The 21308-nt window shown below is 52.2% G+C and carries 21 protein-coding genes; 19 read left to right on the forward strand and 2 right to left on the reverse strand.

Translation table 11 applies throughout. The features are described from left to right. Positions 1-23 precede the first annotated feature (23 nt). Genes TALK_RS01750 through TALK_RS01760 form a run of 3 tightly spaced genes read left to right on the forward strand, consistent with a single transcriptional unit; the run spans position 24 to position 2890 of the window. Complete coding sequence (locus tag TALK_RS01750) at positions 24-953, forward strand: carbohydrate ABC transporter permease (RefSeq protein WP_085615211.1); 930 nt, start codon at positions 24-26, stop codon at positions 951-953. 2 nt (positions 954-955) lie between these two features. Then, positions 956-1810 carry a carbohydrate ABC transporter permease gene (locus TALK_RS01755; RefSeq protein ID WP_085615213.1) on the forward strand — a complete coding sequence of 285 codons (855 nt, stop codon included), beginning with the start codon at positions 956-958 and terminating at the stop codon, positions 1808-1810. 6 nt (positions 1811-1816) lie between these two features. Continuing rightward, positions 1817-2890, forward strand: coding sequence for an ABC transporter ATP-binding protein (locus TALK_RS01760; protein WP_085615215.1), 1074 nt, complete (start codon positions 1817-1819; stop codon positions 2888-2890). A 102-nt stretch (positions 2891-2992) separates the two neighbouring features. Here TALK_RS01760 and ddpX read toward each other — a convergent pair whose 3' ends face one another. Beyond that, positions 2993-3550, reverse strand: a complete 558-nt coding sequence (ddpX, locus tag TALK_RS01765; RefSeq protein WP_085615217.1) for a D-alanyl-D-alanine dipeptidase — start codon at positions 3548-3550, stop codon at positions 2993-2995. A gap of 19 nt (positions 3551-3569) precedes the next feature. Between ddpX and tsaB the strand changes: the two genes are divergently transcribed. Then, complete coding sequence (tsaB, locus tag TALK_RS01770) at positions 3570-4421, forward strand: tRNA (adenosine(37)-N6)-threonylcarbamoyltransferase complex dimerization subunit type 1 TsaB (protein ID WP_085615219.1); 852 nt, start codon at positions 3570-3572, stop codon at positions 4419-4421. Next, on the forward strand, positions 4418-4951 hold the full coding sequence (locus tag TALK_RS01775; protein WP_085615221.1) for a GNAT family N-acetyltransferase: 534 nt from the start codon (positions 4418-4420) through the stop codon (positions 4949-4951). The genes tsaB and TALK_RS01775 overlap by 4 nt, the downstream gene beginning before the upstream one ends. Positions 4952-5053: 102 nt before the next feature. On the opposite strand, the gene TALK_RS01780 is transcribed toward TALK_RS01775, so the two are convergent. Then, complete coding sequence (locus TALK_RS01780) at positions 5054-5299, reverse strand: sulfurtransferase TusA family protein (protein ID WP_085615223.1); 246 nt, start codon at positions 5297-5299, stop codon at positions 5054-5056. Positions 5300-5495: 196 nt separating this feature from the next. Here TALK_RS01780 and TALK_RS01785 point away from each other — a divergent pair, with 196 nt between their 5' ends. The 14 genes from TALK_RS01785 to TALK_RS01850 all read left to right on the forward strand — a co-directional run bounded on the left by TALK_RS01785 (position 5496) and on the right by TALK_RS01850 (position 21201). Further along, positions 5496-5918 carry a Fur family transcriptional regulator gene (locus TALK_RS01785; RefSeq protein WP_085615225.1) on the forward strand — a complete coding sequence of 141 codons (423 nt, stop codon included), beginning with the start codon at positions 5496-5498 and terminating at the stop codon, positions 5916-5918. 164 nt (positions 5919-6082) lie between these two features. Continuing rightward, positions 6083-6874, forward strand: a complete 792-nt coding sequence (locus TALK_RS01790; RefSeq protein WP_085615227.1) for a GNAT family N-acetyltransferase — start codon at positions 6083-6085, stop codon at positions 6872-6874. After that, a complete protein-coding gene (locus TALK_RS01795; protein WP_085615229.1) occupies positions 6871-7773 on the forward strand; it encodes a lysophospholipid acyltransferase family protein in 903 nt (300 codons plus the stop codon). The genes TALK_RS01790 and TALK_RS01795 overlap by 4 nt, the downstream gene beginning before the upstream one ends. A 137-nt stretch (positions 7774-7910) precedes the next feature. Beyond that, entirely contained in the window at positions 7911-9302 is a 1392-nt protein-coding gene (gene miaB, locus TALK_RS01800; RefSeq protein WP_085615230.1) for a tRNA (N6-isopentenyl adenosine(37)-C2)-methylthiotransferase MiaB, read from the forward strand. Beyond that, complete coding sequence (locus TALK_RS01805) at positions 9299-10411, forward strand: PhoH family protein (RefSeq protein ID WP_085615232.1); 1113 nt, start codon at positions 9299-9301, stop codon at positions 10409-10411. The genes miaB and TALK_RS01805 overlap by 4 nt, the downstream gene beginning before the upstream one ends. Next, on the forward strand, positions 10395-10997 hold the full coding sequence (gene ybeY, locus TALK_RS01810) for an rRNA maturation RNase YbeY (RefSeq protein ID WP_245829629.1): 603 nt from the start codon (positions 10395-10397) through the stop codon (positions 10995-10997). The genes TALK_RS01805 and ybeY overlap by 17 nt, the downstream gene beginning before the upstream one ends. A gap of 35 nt (positions 10998-11032) precedes the next feature. Continuing rightward, on the forward strand, positions 11033-11971 hold the full coding sequence (locus TALK_RS01815; protein ID WP_085615721.1) for a hemolysin family protein: 939 nt from the start codon (positions 11033-11035) through the stop codon (positions 11969-11971). After that, entirely contained in the window at positions 11964-13544 is a 1581-nt protein-coding gene (lnt, locus tag TALK_RS01820) for an apolipoprotein N-acyltransferase (protein WP_085615234.1), read from the forward strand. Before TALK_RS01815 ends, lnt begins: the two co-directional genes overlap by 8 nt. Positions 13545-13643: 99 nt before the next feature. Further along, positions 13644-14114 carry a helix-turn-helix domain-containing protein gene (locus TALK_RS01825; protein WP_085615723.1) on the forward strand — a complete coding sequence of 157 codons (471 nt, stop codon included), beginning with the start codon at positions 13644-13646 and terminating at the stop codon, positions 14112-14114. A 311-nt stretch (positions 14115-14425) separates the two neighbouring features. Further along, the gene (metK, locus tag TALK_RS01830; RefSeq protein ID WP_085615235.1) at positions 14426-15598 is read left to right on the forward strand and encodes a methionine adenosyltransferase; all 1173 of its coding nucleotides are present in this window, start codon (positions 14426-14428) and stop codon (positions 15596-15598) included. Between the two features lie 151 nt (positions 15599-15749). Beyond that, positions 15750-16466 carry a tRNA (guanosine(46)-N7)-methyltransferase TrmB gene (gene trmB, locus TALK_RS01835; RefSeq protein ID WP_085615237.1) on the forward strand — a complete coding sequence of 239 codons (717 nt, stop codon included), beginning with the start codon at positions 15750-15752 and terminating at the stop codon, positions 16464-16466. Between the two features lie 237 nt (positions 16467-16703). Further along, a complete protein-coding gene (locus tag TALK_RS01840; protein ID WP_281251272.1) occupies positions 16704-17213 on the forward strand; it encodes an RNA polymerase sigma factor in 510 nt (169 codons plus the stop codon). 131 nt (positions 17214-17344) lie between these two features. Continuing rightward, entirely contained in the window at positions 17345-18271 is a 927-nt protein-coding gene (locus TALK_RS01845) for a FecR family protein (protein WP_085615239.1), read from the forward strand. A 308-nt stretch (positions 18272-18579) separates the two neighbouring features. Then, a complete protein-coding gene (locus tag TALK_RS01850) occupies positions 18580-21201 on the forward strand; it encodes a TonB-dependent receptor (RefSeq protein WP_169714914.1) in 2622 nt (873 codons plus the stop codon). Positions 21202-21308 lie beyond the last annotated feature (107 nt).

A 21308-nucleotide genomic window follows, 5' to 3' on the forward strand; every position in this document is an offset into this window, starting at 1 on the left:
TTTCCAAAGAAGCGAGAATATTCATGGCCGAACCGGCACAAGGTGCGTTGAAACCTTCGCATGACGGCAGGCGGCGCTGGCGTCCGCAATGGACCGCCAAAATGGCGTTGATCCCTGCGATGACGATCACCATCGTTTGTTTTTATGGCTTTATTATCTGGACTTTTGTGATCTCGCTGACGCGGTCGCGTCTGTTGCCGGTCTATAAATTTACCGGGTTTGATCAATATATACGCCTGTTCGCCAATGAACGCTGGTGGACGGCAATGCAGAATTTGGCAATTCACGGATGCCTGTTTATCGGTGGCTGTGTTGTTTTTGGCTATTTGCTGGCGATCCTGATTGACCGCGGCATCAAGGCCGAAGGCATGTTTCGCACCATTTTCATGTTACCGCTGTCGATGTCATTCATCGTGACCGGGGTGATCTGGCAATGGGTGATGAATCCGGGGCTTGGTTTGCAGGATGCGGTCCGTGAACTGGGTTGGACCACGTTCGAGTTCAACTGGATCGTGCGTCAGGACCGATCGATTTATACGCTGGCAATTGCCGGGGTCTGGCAGCAGGTCGGGCTGTGCATGGCGCTATTTTTAGCCGGGCTTCGCAATATTGATCCCAATATCTGGAAAGCATCCCGGGTCGATGGCATTCCGGTTTGGCGGGTTTATTTCCATATCGTCACGCCGATGATGCGCACCGTGTTCTTTACGGTGTTTATCCTGATGAGCGCGATTGTCATGAAGGCCTTTGACCTTGTTGTCGCGCTGACCGGCGGGGGGCCGGGCTTTTCATCTGATTTGCCAGCCCGGTTTGTTGTCGATCATATTTTGAACCGTCAGGAACTTGGCCTTGGTGCGGCGGGTGCGTTTGTTTTGCTATGTACCGTGATTGCTGTGATTTCGCCCTATATCCATTTTGAACTGCGCAAAGAGCGCGGCGGTCGGGGGCATTGATTATGCGCTATAATAAAATTGCCCTTTATGGTTTGCTTTGCGTCGCCGCCGTCCTGATCTTAGCGCCGGTTTTCATCATGGTTTCGACATCGTTGAAATCAATGGATGAAATCCGCAACGGTAGCATTTTTACCCTGCCGGTTGATCCGGGGTTTGGCGCTTGGGGCAAGGCATGGTTTGGCGATTGCGCCAAGACGCTGGGTGAAAAATGCGGTGGGTTGTCTTCATCGTTTCTGACCTCGGTCAAAATCGTTATTCCCGCCCTGTTCCTGTCAGTCGGGTTGGGGGCGGTAACCGGTTATACGCTGGCAGTATGGAAGATGAAGGGCGCCAATATCATGTTTGCCGCCCTTTTGGTTGGCATGTTCATCCCGCCGCAGGTCACCCTTTATCCGTTGATTATTATGGTGCGCGAGCTGGGGATATTTGGATCTATCCCGGGGCTTGTTTTGGTGCATGTCATTTGGGGTGTTGCCTTTACCACCATGATGTTTCGCAACTTTTTCAAAACAGTACCGCAAGATTTGCTGAAAGCTGCCCGGATTGACGGGGCCGGTTTCTGGCCGTTGTTCTGGTATGTGATGTTGCCGCTTTCATTGCCGATTCTGGGTGTCGCGATGATTTTGCAATTTACCTATATCTGGAACGATTTCTTGCTGGGTCTGACGTTTGGCGGGCGGTCCGGGCAACCGATGACGGTCGCACTGAATAACCTTGTCGGATCGCAATTCGGCGAGAAGGAATACAATGTCAATATGGCTGCGACCATGCTTACGGCCCTGCCGACCTTGGCGGTTTACCTGTTGTCGGGGCGGTTGTTTGTGCGCGGTATCGCCGCGGGTGCAGTGAAAGGATAGCAGGACATGAATGGCGTTGAATTGCGCGGTGTGACCAAGGCCTATTCCGGCCTGACGGTGATGGAAAACATCAATCTTGAAATCGAAGACGGTGCCTTTCTTGTGCTGTTGGGGCCATCGGGATGTGGCAAATCGACCCTTTTGAACATGATTGCCGGGCTTGAACCGGTAACGGATGGATCCATCCATATTGCCGGGCGCGATGTAACAGCACTTGAACCTGATGAACGCGATATTGCGATGGTGTTTCAGTCCTATGCGCTTTATCCGACGATGTCGGTGCGCCGGAATATCGGTTTTGGTCTTAAGATGCGGGGTATGCCAAAGGCCGATATCGACAATCGCGTTGGTGAGATTGGTGAACTTTTGCAGATCAGTCCGTTGCTGGATCGCAAGCCATCGCAATTGTCAGGCGGGCAGCAACAGCGTGTGGCGATTGGCCGTGCCTTGGTACGGGAACCATCGGTATTCCTGTTTGACGAACCGTTATCAAACCTTGATGCCAAACTGCGTGCGGATATGCGGGTTGAGTTAAAGCGCCTGCATGAACGGCTTGGCCGGACAATTGTCTATGTTACCCATGATCAGATCGAAGCCATGACGCTGGCGACCCGTGTTGTGGTTCTGGATAAGGGACATATCCAACAGGCCGATACCCCGGAAAATGTTTATCGCCGACCGGCCAACCGGTTTGTAGCAAGCTTTGTTGGCGCCCCGACGATGAATTTCATGGATGGGAAGCTGGTTCAATACGGCGATGGCATTGCCTTTGACGGCGGTATGGGTCAGTTGCCAATGGCAGGTTTGCCGGCAAAGGCCAGGGATTTGATTGGTCAATCGATTACGCTGGGCGCGCGCCCCGAACATCTGATGTTTGATGATACCGGGGTCAATGCCCGTGTGTTGCTGGCTGAGCCGACCGGACCGGATCAGTACGTTCGTCTGACCGTGGCCGGAACCGAGGTGACCGCGCGCACTGGACCGGAACAGCAGTTTAAATCTGGCGGCGATGCCCGGATCATGGTGGATGGGGCGCGTGTATCGCTGTTTGATCCGCAAAGCGGGCGGGCAATGCTTTAGGCGCAAGGCATTGGAAACAAGACATTAGAAACAAGATACAAGACAGGCTTCGTCTTCAACAGCAGCACGGCATCGGGTTTAAAAGATGCCGTGTTGCTGTTATCATTTCAGCATGCTTTGCGGTAAAGAGCTGTCGGAAAACAGCGGGTATTTTTTGCGCGCATCGGGCAATTGATAGTGCCACCATTCATGATCGTAATATTCAAAACCGGCACTGACCATGATCGCCAGCAGCAGAAAACGGTTGGCTTCGGCGGTTTTTGAAAGTCCGTCCGCCCCGTGATTGGACCGGGTATGCATTTCATCAAACCCTGCCCCCATATCCAGTTCCTTGCCGTTTGCGTCCAACAGCGTTAGATCAATGGCGACACCACGGCCATGTGGCGATCCAAGATCGGGATTGGCGATGAAATCGGGATTGGGTGTATGGTTCCAAAGAGCTCGCTGGGCTTCTTGTGGACGGAAAGCATCCAGAACGCGTATGCGTTTTCCATGACGTCGTGCCATGGCGATCGCCTTTTTCAGGCAGTCCGCCGCATCGCGATGCAGATAGCAGGCAGGCCGTGAATAAATTGGTGCCCCGGTGAAGTTGCGATCCGTGGCATAGACGATATCGATGTCGACATCATATTCTTGTGGCGTAATTTCGACCAGCGCCATTGCCGGAGGCCCCCTGTTCTTGTCGTTTACCGATTACATCAAAAAAATGCTGACCGGTCAGTTGCGTGGCAATTCCCATAGCGCAGATCCGACCGCATCGCAAACGTCATCCGGGGTCGTTGAAAAAACCGGCCCGACCCTGCTTGCCATTGATACGGCGTCAACGGCGCTTTCAACCGCAGTGCTGATCAATGGCGAGGTCAAGGGCGAGCTTTATGAAGATATGGAACGTGGTCAGGCAGAACACCTGATGGGGTTCATATCCGAAAGCCTGAGCCAGGCCGGGATTACTTTTGACGAGGTTGACGGGATCGCTGTGACGGTTGGGCCGGGGGCTTTTACCGGTATGCGCATCGGTCTTGCCACCGCACGCGGCCTTGGCCTTGCGCGGAAGATTCCGGTGGTTGGGGTCAGTTCGTTAGAAGCAGTGGCATATGGTGTTTCGGAACGCGATCAGCAGGGGCGCAACATCCTTGTTGCACTTGATAGTAAACGAAACGAGATTTTCGCCCAGGCGTTTGATAGTAAAAAACGCCCGTTGAGTACGGCTGAATGCGTTGCGCCGCGTCAGGCGCTGATGATGGCGCCACCCGGTGATACGGTTTTGGCCGGTGATGCGACTGCGCGCCTTTTAACGGCTGCTGCCCATGCCCCGGATGCGTTTTATGACTGCACTGCACCCGGATTGCCGCGTGCGGGCAATGTCGCGCGGATTGCGGTCGGGCGTTGGGGGACGGATGAAAATCTGCCGCCAGTACCATTATATTTGCGTGCACCCGATGCGCGCCGGATCGAAGATCAGGGACCAGCCAAGAAAAAACCGCTAAAATCCAGATTTACCAAAAACAATCTTCCGGCCAAGAACAAATGAGCTCCGAGTCCCACGTTCCAAAATTTGCCAACGAGATTGAAATCGTTCCGTTGACGGCGGCATTTTGCGCGGTGGCAAGTGTCCTTCATACCGACGGCTTCGAAGATCACTGGTCCGAGGACGAGATGATCGCCTTGCTGGATGTGCCCGGTGCTTTTGGGTTTTTGGCATTTGCGCCGGGGAACGATGCGGAAAACCAGCTTGATATACCGCTTGGGTTTATCCAGATGCAGACGGTTCTGGACGAGGCCGAAATCAATACCATTGTCGTTGCCAAACAGGCCCGCAAATGCGGGGTTGCCCGAAAGTTGCTGTCTGCGACATTTGATCGGTTGCGCGAAACCGGGATCGGGCGGGTTTTATTGGAAGTTGCCGATGATAATACATCGGCGATTGCGCTTTATCGGCACAACGGTTTTGTCGAAATTGGCCGACGTAAACAATATTACCGTCGAAAATCCGGCCGTTCTGTCGATGCACTTGTTATGGAGCGCGATCTTGGCCTGTGTGTTTTGGGATGGGATCGTTGATGCAAGCTGGACGCATTCAATTTTTATATCCACATCAAATGTGTGGTTTTGAGCATCAAGCTGTTATAGTCTAAGCCACGATGATGACAGGCCGAACTGATTTCAGGTTTTTTGTATCGTTAACCGATATGTGTTTGGCGTGTTGGCAAGTTCGACAAGATCGATAATGGTGTCGCCCATTTCGGTGACAGAGCGCGGAACGTTTTTAAGCGGTTCGCCAGCGCCCAGTGTGACTTCAAGCACTTGACCCTGTGTCATGGTTTCCAGTTTCAGGCGGGTGCGAACAAAGGTCATTGGACAGACATCGTTTGTAATGTCGATCTTGTAGTCGGGTGTGATGTCATCCATATGTTGTCTCCTGAACGGGCCCCGAAAACGTGAAGTAGCGTTTCATTGGGCAGGAGGCAAGCCAGAGAGAACAAATTATCGCGAATTGTACCTTGCGATATGTGTCAGTTTTCTCGATATTTAGCCCACGAGAGAGCAAAAGCCTGGGGAGCACCCCGGGTTGGGGACAGGCGGAACCGGAAACGAGAAAAAGACTATGCTTGCAGAATCAACCATCGAGCAGAAGTGCATCGACGCGGGTCTGAAAATGACTGGCCAACGTCGGGTGATTGCCCGGGTCCTGTCGGACTCCGAAGACCATCCCGATGTGGAACTGGTTTATCGCCGGGCAACGGAAATTGATCCGAAGATTTCGATTGCAACCGTTTATCGGACCGTTCGTCTTTTTGAAGAGGCGAATATCCTTGAAAAACACGATTTCGGCGATGGCCGTGCGCGTTACGAGGAATTGACCGAGGAACATCACGACCACCTGATCGATATGCGGTCTGGTAAAGTGATCGAGTTTTCGAACGAAAAAATCGAAAAGCTTCAGGAAGAGATCGCTCGCGAGCTTGGTTTCAAGCTTGTCGGTCACCGATTGGAACTTTACGGCGTCCCCGCGAAGGACGAAAAGTAACCGTTTTCTGACGGAACGGTTGCAAAAAACCAAGATTTAAGCCACCCGTTCGTCGCGAGCGGGTGGCTTTTCATATTCCTGTTACGCGTTCTTAACAAAGCCTTCACTCGCCCTTAACGCAAATCTTGCGCAAAATCCGCGCAGATGAACGAAAGGGAGTTGCGATGAGCGACGATCGACAGCAGCGGCTTGAGGTGCGCCTCGCCGAAACCGAGGATGAACTCCTCGCAAGTCAGAAACTTCGTTACAAGGTGTTCTATGATGAGCGCGGTGCAAAGCCGAGTGCCGAGATGGCCAAGGCCGAGCGCGACTTTGATCATTATGATCCGCTTTGCGACCATTTGCTGGTGATCGACCACAATCGCGGTCAGGGTGCTGACGGGGTTGTCGGCACATATCGTCTGCTACGTCAGTCGGTGGCCAATCAGAATGGTGGCTTTTATAGTGCCGATGAATATCATATTCAGTCGATGCTTGATGCCGTACAGGGCAATGGCGAGATCATGGAGCTTGGGCGTTCCTGCGTCGAGGCAGCCTATCGCACCATGCCGACCCTTCAGCTTTTGTGGCAGGGCATTGCGGCATATGTTTTCAAATACGATATCAAGCTGATGTTTGGCTGTGCATCGTTCCATGGCACCGATCCGGATGCGTTTGGCGATGTGCTGACCTATCTGCATCACAACCATCTTGCACCGGAAGAAATGCGTCCGCGTGCCGTGGAAGATCGATACGAACCAATGGCCCGCACAACCATCGATACGATTGATGCCCGTCAGGCCCTTCGGGACTTGCCGCCATTGATCAAAGGGTATCTGCGATTGGGCGGTTTTGTTGGTGACGGTGCGGTGGTTGATCATCAGTTCAATACCACGGACATCTGTATCGTGTTACCGACGGAAAAGGTAACCGATCGTTATTATAAGCATTATGAACGGACCGCGAGGGTATCGTGAACTGTTATGCGTGTGCAGCCATGCGGCTGTTGGCTTATGCCTTGCTGACTTTGATCTTGTTGCCGGTACAGGTGGTGGCGATTGCGTTTCGCCTGCAACTGGCTGATGACTTACCGCGATTCTATCATGCGCTGTGCCTGAAAATCCTGCATCTTGAAGTGCGGGTTTCAGGTGCAGAATTGATGGATGGTCCGGGTATTATTGTTGCCAATCACGCGTCCTATCTTGATATCCCCGTGCTTGGTGCGCTTGTGCGTGGCAGTTTCATTGCCAAAACCGAAGTGGCCAGTTGGCCGGTCTTCGGGACGCTGGCAAAATTGCAGCGATCCACATTTGTTGAACGTCGCCCTGTTCGGGCACGTGATCAAAATGATCAGCTTTCTAAACGCCTTGCGGCGGGGCACAAGCTGATCCTGTTCCCGGAAGGGACCAGTAATGACGGCAACCGCGTGCTGCCGTTTAAATCGACTTTGTTCGGTGTTGCCGAACGGACCCTGCCCGATGGGTCGCCGGTGAAAATCCAGCCGGTTTCGATTGCGGCAACCCGTTTGGACGGCGCGCCGATTGGCCGGGACTTGCGGGCATTTTATTCCTGGTACGGCGATATGGACTTGGCCCCGCATTTGTGGCAGTTTCTCGCGCTTGGCAAAGTAACGGTTGAGCTGGTTGTTCATCCGCCTGTGACTTTGGCGGATGCCGGGTCACGCAAGGAACTTTCCCGCATGTGCGAAACCGCTGTTGCGCGCGGACATCACGCAGCATTAACGGGCATGCATCGGGGGGTTCCGGTTCCGCTAATAGACAATGGACGTCCGGGTGACCTGATCGGCTGTTCGCCGTTGGCCATCGTTTCAGAAGACTTTCGTCTGTTTGGACCGGATCGTCAGTTCGGCTCTTGATCGTTTTGCCGTATAATCCGTTTGCGTGAATTGGGTTTCATGTAACCGGAATTTCAGATATCGAAGATGTCCGGTTTGCGGTGTGTAACTTTCACACCGCTTTTCGGCGTATTCATAAGCGGAAAACGGGATCAAAAGTGAGCGAGACGAAGAAGCTTTTTGTGAAAACCTATGGCTGTCAGATGAATGTCTACGACAGCCAGCGCATGCAGGACGTTTTGGCGCCGCTGGGATATCAGCCGGTCGACGACCCCAAAGGTGCGGATATGGTGATCCTTAATACCTGCCATATTCGTGAAAAAGCATCCGAAAAGGTCTTTTCCGATCTGGGGCGTATCCGTAAACATAAAAAAGCCAAGGAAGCCAACGGCAAGGACAGGATGATTGTCGCGGTGGCGGGCTGTGTTGCGCAGGCCGAAGGTGCCGAATTGATGCGCCGTGAACCGATGGTCGACATGGTATTTGGTCCGCAAACCTATCACCGTCTGCCGGAAATGGTAGCGCGCGCCAATCGGGCGATCGGGCGTGATCGTATTATCGATACCGATTTCCCGGCCGAGGAAAAATTTGATCACCTGCCTGAACAGGTTTCCCGGCAGGGATTTTCAGCATTTCTGGCGATTCAGGAAGGTTGCGACAAGTTTTGTACTTTCTGTGTGGTGCCCTATACCCGCGGTGCGGAATATTCCCGACCGGGCATGGATGTGATCAATGAAGCCCGCCAGCTTGTTGCCAAGGGAACACGCGAAATCACGCTTTTGGGCCAGAACGTCAATGCTTATCACGGTGCAGGCCCGACGGGCGGGGAATGGAGCCTGGGGCGGCTGTTGCGTGAATTGTCCGATATTGATGGGCTTGATCGCATCCGTTACACGACTTCGCATCCGCGCGATGTGGATGATGACCTGATCGCGGCCCATCGTGACCTTCCGAAACTGATGCCGTTCCTTCATTTGCCGGTGCAGGCGGGATCGGATCGTGTGTTGCAGGCGATGAACCGCAAACATGATGGCGCAGGCTATCGTGATATTGTCGCCAAGCTTAAAGATGCCTGTCCCGATCTTGCCCTGTCGTCGGATTTCATTGTTGGTTTCCCTGGGGAATCGGACAAGGATTTCGAAGACACGATGCAGATGGTGCGCGACATCACCTTTATTCAGGCGTTCAGTTTTAAATATAGTCCCCGTCCGGGCACACCGGCATCGGCGATGGAATTGCAGGTTCCCGAACCGGTAAAAACCGAACGGATCATGCGCTTGCAGGCCCTTTTGGCGGAACAACAGCTTGAATTTAACCGTAACTGCCTTGGCAGGGAGATGGATGTTCTGTTGGAACGGTTTGGCAAGTTGGATGGTCAGCTTGTTGGCAAAAGCCCCTATATGCAGCCGGTTCACGTCAGTGGCCTGCCGGAAACGGCACTCGGTCAGATTGTGCGGTTGAAAATTATCGAAGCCCTGCCTAATTCCTTGGGCGGAGAACTGGTCGATACCCCGGTTCAAAAGCGGGATTCTGAAAGGAACGTTGCGTGAGCGCCACCTCAGCCTCAGCCAAGGCAAAAAGAACGGCAAAAGCCAAACCATCGACCAAAGACAAAGAACAGATCGAATTTTCAGACAATGCATTGGCCCAGCTTTTATATGGGCCACAGGCCGAAAACCTGACCCGCCTTTCCGAAGGCACAGGGGTTCAGGTTTCCAGTCGTGGATCGATTGTGACCCTTGCCGGTCAGGCTGCCAAGGTTGCCCAGGCCAGAAAGGTTCTGGGGCAGCTTTATGCACGCCTGCGCGACAAGGAAATAGATCATGTCGATCTCGAAACGGTCGACGGTGCTATTCGTCTTTCGGAACCGGATGAAACCGATCCGTGGAATGGTCAGACCAAGGATCAAACCAAAGATATGTTTGGTGGGTCGCGCCTGACCATCCAGACTAAAAAGCGCCGTATTTCGCCGCGTTCCAAACGTCAAAAGGACTATGTCGAGGCCATGCTTGATAACGAGCTGGTGTTTGGTATTGGTCCGGCCGGTACTGGCAAGACCTATTTGGCGGTGGCAATGGCGGTTCAATCCCTGATTCAGGGGCAGGTCGACCGTATTGTTCTGTCGCGTCCGGCGGTTGAGGCCGGCGAACGGCTTGGCTTCCTGCCTGGGGATCTTAAGGACAAGGTTGATCCGTATCTGCGCCCGCTTTACGACGCGCTGCATGATACCTTGCCCGGTGATGTTGTGATCAAACACATGGAAAGCGGCGAGATCGAGGTTGCACCGCTTGCCTTTATGCGCGGGCGTACACTTGCCCATGCCTTTGTCATTTTGGACGAGGCGCAAAATACCACTGCGATGCAGATGAAGATGTTCCTGACCCGACTGGGCGAGGGATCACGCATGGTGGTGACCGGTGATATGACCCAGGTTGATTTGCCCGACGGGACAAAATCGGGTTTGCGCGATGCGCTTGAAACCATCGGGGATGTCAAAGGTGTTGCGACGATCAAATTTGATCAGCGCGACATTGTGCGTCATGCGCTGGTGACCAAGATCGTTCAGGCATATGACGCGGCAGATGCCCTTCGTGATCGATTGAAAAAGGGCTATCGCGGCAATAAGGACGAGGATCAGGGTGATGACAGCACCACTTGATCTGGACCTTGATATCGATGCGGGCGATTGGACCAAGGCCGAGGTTGATGCCATTGAAAACGCGGTAGTCGCCGCCCTTGACGGCGCTGTCATTGATGGTGCGCTTTGGGAAGATGATGCTGTTCCGACTGATGGCACGCCTGATGAAGGTGATGGTGCGTCATTGCTCAGCATTGCACCGGTGATCGAAGTTGGCGTGCGTTTGTCTGATGATGCATCGGTGCGTGTGTTGAATCGCGATTATCGCGGCAAGGACAGTCCAACCAATGTATTGTCCTTTGCTGCCCTTGAAAGTGCAGATGATGCAGCCGATTTCATGATGACGCCTGATATGCCGCTGATGCTGGGTGATATTATTGTTGCACGTGAAACATGTGCCCGTGAAGCTGCCGAGCAGAACAAGGCGTTGATAAATCATCTTGTTCATCTGACCGTGCATGGCACGCTACATCTTGTCGGCTATGATCATATGGTTGATGATGAAGCCGAAGAGATGGAAGAACTTGAACGGCAAATTCTTGCCAGGCTGGGGATTGATGATCCCTATGAACCGATCGAAGACCAGGATGTCGAAACAGGACAATGACCGAGAATAGTCAACGCGACGACGACCACGACAGTATGCGCCCTCGCCTGGGCGGGGAGAATAGTCAGGATTCGGAAAGCGGATCACTGTGGGGCAATGTTGCGCAGGCATTGGGCCTGCGGCGCAAGGTCCGTAACGGCGAAGCATCGCTTTCTGATACGCTTGAAGAACTTGCCGAACGTAGCGGGGAAGACGACGAGCCGGTTTCGCTTCATGAACGGTCGCTTTTTGAAAACATCATCGCATTGCGCGATATGACCGCCGAAGATGTTATGATCCCACATGCGGATATTGTCGCCGTCGAAAAAAGCATCACCCTTGATGAACTTGTCGAAGTGATGGTCAAAAAAGCCCATTCGCGCCTGCCGGTTTACGGTGAATCGCTCGATGAAATTGCTGGGATGGTCCATATCAAGGACGTGTTGGGCTGTGTTGCTGCGGGCAAGGAATTCCGTCTGAAGTCACTGTTGCGCCGGGTTTTGTTTGTGTCACCTGCGATCCGTGTTCTCGATCTTTTGTCGGAAATGCGCTTGTCGCGGACACATATGGCGCTGGTGGTCGATGAATTTGGCGGCACTGATGGTCTGATTACAATCGAGGATCTGGTCGAGGAAATCGTTGGCGAAATCGATGACGAGCACGACGTTGATCAGACCCCGAAACTGATCCGGCTTTCGGATGGTTGTTATATTGCCGATGCTCGTTACGAGGTTGAAGACCTTGAAGAAAAGCTCGGCTTTAGCTTGCTTGACGAGGATGAGGACGAAGATATCGATACCCTGGGTGGATTGGTCTTTTCGTTGGCCGGGCGTGTTCCGGCGCGCGGCGAACTAATCGAACATCCGACCGGTATCCAGTTCGAAGTTCTTGAGGCTGATCCGCGCCGAATCCGTCGTTTGCGTATTCATTTGGTCCGGACTGAACCAGCCGTGATCGGTGACGAAAGTTCCAAACAGGGATCTTCTGATGATTGATAGACTGGCGTCGTATCTGGCCGGCCTTTCAGGCTGGCGCAGGCGTTTTCTATGGCTGGTTTCGGGGGCGGTTGCGGTATTGGCGTTGCCGCCTTTCTTCTTTTTGCCTGTCTTGCCCGTGGCTTTTGCCCTGCTGTTGTGGTCGCTTGAAGGTGTTAAATGCAACAAGGGCGCACTTTCCGCCGGTTGGTGGTTTGGTACCGGGCATTTTGCCGCAGGATTTTATTGGATCAGTCATGCCTTTTTGGTTCAGCCGGAAGTTTATGGCTGGATGATCCCATTTGCCTTGCTGGGTCTTGGCGGGGGGCTGGCAATTTTTCCGATGGTTGCCGTCTGGGCAAGTTGGCGCCTGACGCACGGGATTATCGGTCGTGCGGTGATGCTGGCCACCCTTTGGGCGGTGGCGGAATTCCTGCGGGGGCATATTTTAACCGGATTCCCGTGGAATTTGCTGGCTCATGTCTGGGCGATTGATCCGGCACCAATGCAGTTTGCCTCGGTGGTCGGGGTTTATGGGCTTTCGGTTGTTACCGGATTGTTTGCAATGTTACCGGCAACCGTGATTGCCGGGCGAGCAGGACGCATGACCGCAATTGCGGGGATTCTTATTGCAGTTTTGTTGTGGGGCGGCGGTGCGATTCGCCTTGCCATGGTTGGACCGCTAGATGCTGAAGCAACATTGGCCGATGATTTGCCAATTGTGCAGGTGGTACAACCCAATATTCCCCAGCGTGAAAAGTGGTTGCCGGAATTTCAGGATCAGCATTTTGCCAAGCTGTTACGCTTATCGCGCCGGCCGGGGGATATGGATCCTGCCCGAAAACGCATTGTGATCTGGCCGGAAACGGCGGCGACATTTTTTGTCGAAGCACAACCGGTGCGCCGATTGCAGATGGCATCGATTTTGGGACCGGATGATATCCTGATCACCGGTGCGCCAAGGACCTATCCACGAGATACCGATGAATTCAAGGTCTGGAACGCTGTTCAGGTTCTGGACGCTAGTGGTAAGATCATAGCAAGCTTTGACAAGTTTCATCTGGTGCCATTTGGTGAATATGTCCCGTTCCGTGACTGGATATCCCTTCCCAAATTGACCGCAGGTCGGACTGATTTTTCCTTTGGCGACGGTCCTAAAACGCTTGATGTCGGGAACATACCAAGCTTTTCACCGTTGATTTGTTATGAAGTGATTTTTCCGGGTGCGGTGATTGATGACGCACATCAGCCGGACTGGTTGTTAAATATCACCAATGATGGATGGTTTGGCAAAAGTGCCGGCCCCTATCAGCATTTGGCCGCGGCAAGATTTCGGAGCATCGAGGAAGGACGCCCGATGGTCCGTGCGGCCTATACTGGCGTATCGGCAATGTACGATCCTTATGGGCGGGTGTTGGCTACACTCCCCTTAAGTGGAGAGGGAGTCCTAATTCACCCCCTTTCGGAGGTGTACAACCATACCACAGTATATTATTTGTGGCGTGATATTCTATTTTACGGTATTGTAGCCTTCTTGGCCGTTCTCGTTTTGGGGTATAGTAGGTTTTTCAAATCCCTTAAAGCGGCTGTGTGAAGCACCAAACCGCTCACTGATTGTCCCATCAACAAAAAGAGCGGGTAGGTCGGAGTGAGAGAAGGACAACACAAAATGTCGCCTAAGGATGAAAGCACGATGGTAAAAAATACCCGTGGTAGAGGTCGAGGCCGGACCGCCAATGGTAAGCCGAACCCTGTTGATATTCACGTTGGCGCACGTATTCGCCTGCGCCGTACCCTTTTGGGTATGAGCCAGGAAAAGCTTGGCGAGGCTATTGGTCTGACCTTTCAGCAGGTTCAGAAATATGAGCGCGGCGCAAACCGTGTAGGCGCATCGCGTCTGTATGATTTGGCACGTGTTTTGGAAGTGCCGGTTTCGTTCTTCTTTGACGATATGCCGGACGAGATTTCATCGAAATCCGTTCATGAACGCCGCGAAATGTCGGAAAGCCCGGATCCGTTCGATAATGATCCGATGAACCGTCGCGAAACACTTGAACTGGTGCGTGCTTATTATCGGATCACTGATCCGACCCAGCGTAAACGTGTTTTCGAATTGGTTAAATCGATGGGCATTATTGTTGCTAATGCCGAAGGCACTAAATAGAAAGCCTTTTGATTTATAATGTTAAAAAGCGCATCTGTGACCTTGGGCCGGGTGCGCTTTTTTCATTTTTAGCGCTAATTGGTGGTTGAAATGCACTTGGCGCGTTACGTTTATGCGTCGATCTTTCTTGACCCCCAAATGTCATTGGGGCAAAACCTCTGTTCGGGTGATATGCTCGTAAGGATACGTGGACGGATTTGGACCGCTTGCCACCACGCAAAAAAAGGCTAAGTGGGCGCAATTGATGCAGGCTTGCATCGATGCCCTCCGGTCCAGTTTTTGGAACTCCTTTTTCACCGGAGAAGGTTTGAATGTCTCTTTCCGAATATCTTTTTACCAGCGAATCCGTTTCTGAAGGTCATCCAGACAAGGTTTGTGACCGCATTTCCGATTCTATCGTTGACGCATTTTTGGCGGCCGACGAAGATTCACGTGTTGCTGTCGAAACCCTTGCCACCACCAACCGCGTGGTTTTGGCTGGCGAAGTACGCGGTCCAGAAAGCGTTTCCAAGGATGTCATGATCGAAAAAGCGCGCGAAGCTATTCGTGCCATCGGTTATGAACAGGAAGGTTTCCATTGGAAAACTGCCGAAGTCGAATGCCACGTTCACGAGCAATCGGCGGACATCGCCCAGGGTGTTGATTCTGCCGGCGAAAAAGACCTAGGTGCTGGCGATCAAGGCATCATGTTTGGGTATGCCTGCAACGAGACGGACGAGCTGATGCCAGCACCGATTCAGTTCTCGCATCGCATCCTGCGCAAAATGGCCGAAGATCGTCATTCTGGTAAATCTGCCGAATTCGGCCCGGATGCAAAAAGTCAGGTTACGCTTCGTTATGTTGATGGCAAGCCGGTTGGCGCGACCTCGGTCGTGGTATCCACCCAGCATGCTGATGGCCTGAGCCAGGCTGACGTTCGTTCGCTTGTACTGCCGTATGTCGAAGCGGTTCTGCCAGAAGGTTGGATGCCGTCGGAAGACGAGATCTATATTAACCCGACGGGCCGTTTTGTTATTGGTGGTCCCGATGGTGATGCGGGCCTGACGGGTCGTAAGATCATTGTTGATACCTATGGTGGTGCTGCACCACATGGTGGCGGTGCGTTTTCAGGTAAAGACCCGACCAAGGTTGACCGTTCGGCGGCCTATGCCGCGCGTTACCTTGCGAAAAACGTTGTTGCGGCCGGTCTTGCCGAACGCTGCACCATTCAGGTTGCCTATGCGATCGGTATTTCCAAGCCGCTAGCACTTTATGTGAACAATCACGGTACGGGCAATGTGGATGAAATCAAGCTGGGCAGTGTTCTACGTCAGTTGATGGATCTTAGCCCGCATGGCATCCGCGAACATCTTTCGCTTTGCCGTCCGATTTATGTCCCGACTTCTGCCTATGGCCATTTCGGCCGCAAGGCAGAGGAAGACGGTCGTTTCTCGTGGGAACGTACCGACCTGACAGGTGAATTGAAATCGGCATTCGGTGCCTGATTGGCAGCAATGTCAAAGCGCAATTTGCGAAAAACGCGTGACATGATATGACGCGGGCGGCCCTGATTGGAATTTGGGGCCGCCCGTTTGATTTTTAAGCCTTTTGATTAAGGGCTTGATCCTGATTTCCCTAATTCTGACAGATAAGACAATGCGCAATAGTAACCGTCCGATTCCTACCCCTGATCGCCCGAATTTCTATGGCCGTCGTGGCAGCCGCCCGCTTAAGGATTCGCGGCGCGCACTAGTTGACGCGTTATTGCCAAAAATCGGGATCACCTATCCTGAACAGGCTGGCGTTGTTCCGCATGATTATTTTGATTTTACGCCCGATCAGCTGTGGCTTGAAATCGGATTTGGGGGGGGCGAACATTTAGCTGGTCAGGCGCAAGCCAATCCGCAGACCGGCATTATCGGGGCGGAACCGTTCATGGACGGGGTTGGCAGCCTGCTGCGGCATATTGACGAGCGCGGCCTGACCAATGTTCGGGTGATTGCCGACGATTCCCGGCCATTGCTGTATAAATTGGTCGATGCCTGCTTTGACCGGGCGTTCTTGCTGTTTCCTGATCCCTGGCCGAAAAAACGTCATGCCGAACGTCGTTTTATCGGGCCCAAGAACTTGGCCCTTTTGGCGCGTCTTTTGAAAGACGGCGCCGAGTTCCGGGTTGCCAGTGATGATATGCAATATATTTCCTGGACCTTGCAACATTTGCATAATCATCCTGATTTCGAATGGCTTGCCGAAAGTCCGGAAGACTGGCGCAATCCGCCGGAAGATTGGGTTAAAACCCGATACGAGCAAAAGGCGTTGCGTCAGGGCAAGAAATGCAACTATTTGCGGTTCCGTCGAAAGCATCGTGATTAGGGTTCTGATCCTAAGACACCATCTTAAAAAATATGCCCGCTCGGCAAGGGAAACCTTGGCGGGCGGGTTTTTTGTTGTGGCAAAGGATTGTGCCTTTATTTCAATGTGTTGAAATTATAATTGCGAATGATTGTCATGTGCGATATGTATGGTATTCCTCTGATGACATCGCCGTAAACAGCCTTTGCCAAATATCTGGTAGGGAAAGTTTAATCGGCAATTTCAAAGGTTCGATCCGTGACGCAATGGGATGTCAACACACTGTTCCGAACTTATCGTTCCCGACTGCTTCATTATGTGCAGCGGCGGAAATTATCATGGCATTTGGCCGACGATATTGTGCAGGATACTTTTTTACGTGTCGTTACCACACCGTCCCTGCCCGATCAGCAGTTTGCCCAGTCCTATTTGTATCGGACGGCACAGAATCTTGTGATCGATCATTTCCGGCGTGAGCGGATACTGACCTTTGTTCAGGACCCGGACAAGGTGTTTGAGGTCGTCGCCGATGATGCCCCATCACCGGAACAGATTGCATGGTCGCGTCAGGAATTGCGCCGTTTGCAGGTATCGCTGAATGCCTTGCCAAAAAACTTGCGCGACGTCTTTGTTCTTGCCCGGTTGGAAGGAAAAACCTATGGCGAGATTGGGGTTGAGCTGGGTATTCCGACGCAAACCGCTTTTAGCCGCATGGTCCGCGCCTTAAGCTTGGTTAAGGATGCGATGGAAAAATTCGAAAAAAAGTAACCGATGGATCAGAAATCGTGTGCTCCGGATCGTTAAAGTAACCGGAGCCTTTGGGCGTGGAAGGCCACAGGATATCTGATCACGACCACATCAGCACACCATCAGAGCACGGCGACCGGAACCCAGTATTTATGACCATGACAGGTGAGCATCATATTACAACCCTGCCCGACACTGTGTCCGAGCAGGCGGTCTATTGGTTCGCCCTGTTACTTGATGGTAGCGAAACCGAGGAAGACCGCCGGGCTTTTGCACGCTGGATTGATGCCAGCCCGGCGCATCTTGATGCCTTTCACCAGGTCGAACGTCTTTGGAGTGGCAGCACCACTCTTGATCTCTCACAAAGTACCAAAGTTGGGCGGCGCGCATTCATGGCCGGAACGGCTGCGGCTGCGGTGATCAGTGCGGGCTGGGCATTTGCCCCGCGCCATCCATTTGCCGATGTGCGGACTGTAACCGGTGAACGGGGTGCGTTTTCCCTGCCGGGTGGTGTAAAGGCTGAATTGGCAAGTGATACGGTCATGTCCTATGTCACACGTCAGGGTATAAATGGTGTCGAATTGCATCGTGGTGAGGCTTGGTTTGACCATTCTGCCACACAGCAGGCCTTTTTCGTGGCGGCTGCCAATGGGGCAAGCTGGTCGCGTGGCGGGCGACTTGATGTCGCGGTCTATGACGATGAAGTCACGGTGATTGCCGAACAGAATCCGTTGATGGTGCGGATTGATGACCGGGAAGTTTCGTTGCCTGCGGGCAATGCAATGCGTTATCGCGGGGCAAAGATCGGACGGCCCTATGGCGTGGATCTTTCGACGGAACTTGCCTGGCGCAATGGACAGCTTGTGTTCATGGGGCGTCCTTTGGAAGACGTGGTCCGTGTGCTGCAACGTTGGCAAAACAGCAAGATCATGATTATTGGCGAAGAGCTAAAATCACGTCCGGTTACCCTTGTGGTCGATCTTGATCGGTCAAAGGATGTTTTGCCGGTTCTGGCAAATGTTATGTCAATCAATGTGCATCATTTTACCGACTATCTGACCGTTTTACGGGCGGCCTGAAATAGTTCCACGACATGAATAAACTGCCGAATCAAGGTCATTTGACAGTCTGTATTTCATGATAATGACAATTAATATCATAAAAATTCATTATATTTCAGATATCTGTATTTGCGCCTCGTCTGACTGAGTAACAATATAGCGAATGCGACGTAATCTCATAATTGCATTCGTGGCTCAGGAGATAAAAAAGAATGCTTTCTTATGAGGTGGGTCGAAAGACCGCAAATTACACAACAATCTCACGACCAGGGGTGTCCATTGTTGCGCGTCTTTTGGTGGCGACATCATTAACTGGAACGCTTTTTATGCCGATAGCTGCTTTTGCACAGTCTCAGCTTGAACAAACGACGCAGACAGCACAGGCACCAAATGATGGCTTTGCGCTTGGTGATCGCCAGTTTCAGTTCGATATTGGCGCACAGGCGTTATCAGGTGCACTGTTGGCCTATTCAAGGGTTTCGGGGATTGACGTTGTCTTTGATGGCAGTCTGCCGGAAGGTGTGATGAGCACCGCATTGTCGGCGGAGATGACAGCGGCGTCTGCATTGAATCTGATTTTATCGGGAAGTGGCCTATCCTGGGTTGCGGTTAATGCGACCACAGTATCGATCATACGGTCTGATACGATGTTGGAGCAGGAGACTGTAACGGTTCCGGTTACTGTAACATCACATCAGCAGAGTGCTGGTTATAACGGAGTGCCAGATTCGGTCTATGACACGCCGGGTTCTGTTGCCGTTATCACGCAGGAAAGTATGCGCAAGGCACCCGTTCGCGAAGCACGTGAAATTTTTAATCAAGTTGCCGGTGTGGATATTTCCAATGACGCACGTGACCCCGGCTTGACGGTCAACGTTCGCGGTCAGCAGGAAATGGGCCGTGTGAACGTTAATATCGATGGTGCGCGCCAGAACTATAATCAGCTGACCCACGGGACAACGTCGCGTGTCTATATTGATCCGGCCTTGCTGGCAGAAGTAGAGATTGAAAAATCCAACCTGACCCAAAATGGCGGTGCAGGTAGCTCTGCCGGTATTGTCACAATGCGTACGTTGAATACGCAGGATATTCTTGATGATGGCGAAGATTGGGGCGGTAAAATCAATATTAGCCACGGTAACAACAGTTATGACTTTGCGGGTGATGCGTCTGTTGGTGCCCGGATCTCGCCGAAGTTAGATATCGCTGCTGCGGTCAGCCGGAAAGCCATTGGAAATTATGGACCGGGGTCAAATAACCCCGGACTGTTCACCACGGGTAACGGGAAGTACTACGACAGAGACAGCTCCCGTCCAGAATATACATTCCTGCGTCAGACGTCGGGGTTGTTGAAGGCAAATATATATCTGAGTGAAGATCAGGAACTTAATCTCGGTTACGTCGGTTCAATGAGTGATTATGCGAAAACGAACGACGTTACTAATTTGTATGCCGATTTCAACGAGACGCAAGTTCACACCCTGACGGCAAAGCACAATTGGGATCCGGAATCAGAATTGATCAACCTTGATACCGGGGTGTACTGGACGCGGACGGACAATCACCAGTTCCGCCCGGCGCGTTACACAGCCTCTGGTACGGTGTCGACGAGTTCTTTTGATAATGATTACACGCTTGATACGTTCGGTGCGGATATTGCCAACAAAAGCAACTTTGAATTGGACCCGGTCTTCGATGGAACATCAGAGTTGAGTTTTGATTATGGAACCGAGCTATTCGAGGATAAGGCCAAGACAACATCGGAGCTGGGGGATGAGGGTGGCTATGGTGCAGCATATCAGGTCGAAGGATCAACACCGGGTGGCCAGCGTGATGTTTATGGCGCTTATTTGACCACGACCTATGGCTGGAATGATCTGTTTACGATCCATGGCGGCCTGCGTGCGGATCGTTATAGCCTGACGGGTGATACGTTTTGGTGTGAAACCCAAGCGTCATCAGGGAATTTGTGCGAAGACGGGGGGACGCCGCTTGATGTCGATTTGTCCCAGAACAAAGTGTCACCATCCTTCGGGGCCAGCATCTCGCCGTTCAAGGGTATTCAGTTTTATGCCAATTACCGTGAAAACCTAAGGGCACCGACAGTTCAGGAAGCCCTGCTCGGCGGTGATCATATCGGTAATGTCGGTGTACCATTCTATTCCAACGCCAACCTTAAAGCTGAAGAATCCACAACCAGTGAAATCGGGGTGAATTTCAAGTTCAACGATGTTCTGCGCAAGGGTGATGGTTTTCGAGCAAAAGTATCCTATTACCGTTCTGTAATTGATAACTATACAACTATTGCCTATGTGCCTCAGCCGACACTAAGTGGCACAACCACGGCTCCTGTGATCAATACCTCACCGAAAACAGCAGCGGCAATCGTCAATCTTACCGACCCGGTTTATATCAACGGCACAGAACTTGAACTGTCATATGATGCGGGCCGTTATTATCTTGGTGGAACATTTACGCTAAACGATATGGATCTGGAGGGGAACTATAACCCCTTTGTTCTTGATACGGCATATTCTCAGTATGCGAACCAAACTTATACAAACATCATTCCATTGGGGCAGGAAACTATCGGTGCTCCGATATATGGCGCTTCCGATCAGCTTTATGGCATTTATTCGATGCCCAGACGGAAGATTACCCTGGATGGGGGGCTTCGCTTTTGGGATCGGGATCTGGTTTTGGGGATGCGTGCAACATTTGTCACCCCTCAAAACAATTTCGGCAGTTCGAACGCTTCGAGCATCGTTGGGCAGTACTTCAAGTACCGTGTGTTTGATTTTTACAGTTCCTATCAAATCAATGATCATGTTTCGCTAAGTTTTGCCGTGAACAACATGCTTGACGAGGCCTATGTCCAGGGTTCTGGCGGGACTTATTCTGCCGCGCCAGGGCGTACTGCCATCCTGAGTTTTAGCGGCAATTTTTAAGCTGCCCGATAATTTGAAACCTCACCTTGGTCAGGTCTTTTACCTGACCAAGGCGGAGCTATATTTAAGATAAGCTATTGTTTATAAACAATTATTTTTGTTGACTC

Source organism: Thalassospira alkalitolerans (assembly GCF_002115745.1).
In the GTDB taxonomy this organism is placed as follows: domain Bacteria; phylum Pseudomonadota; class Alphaproteobacteria; order Rhodospirillales; family Thalassospiraceae; genus Thalassospira; species Thalassospira alkalitolerans.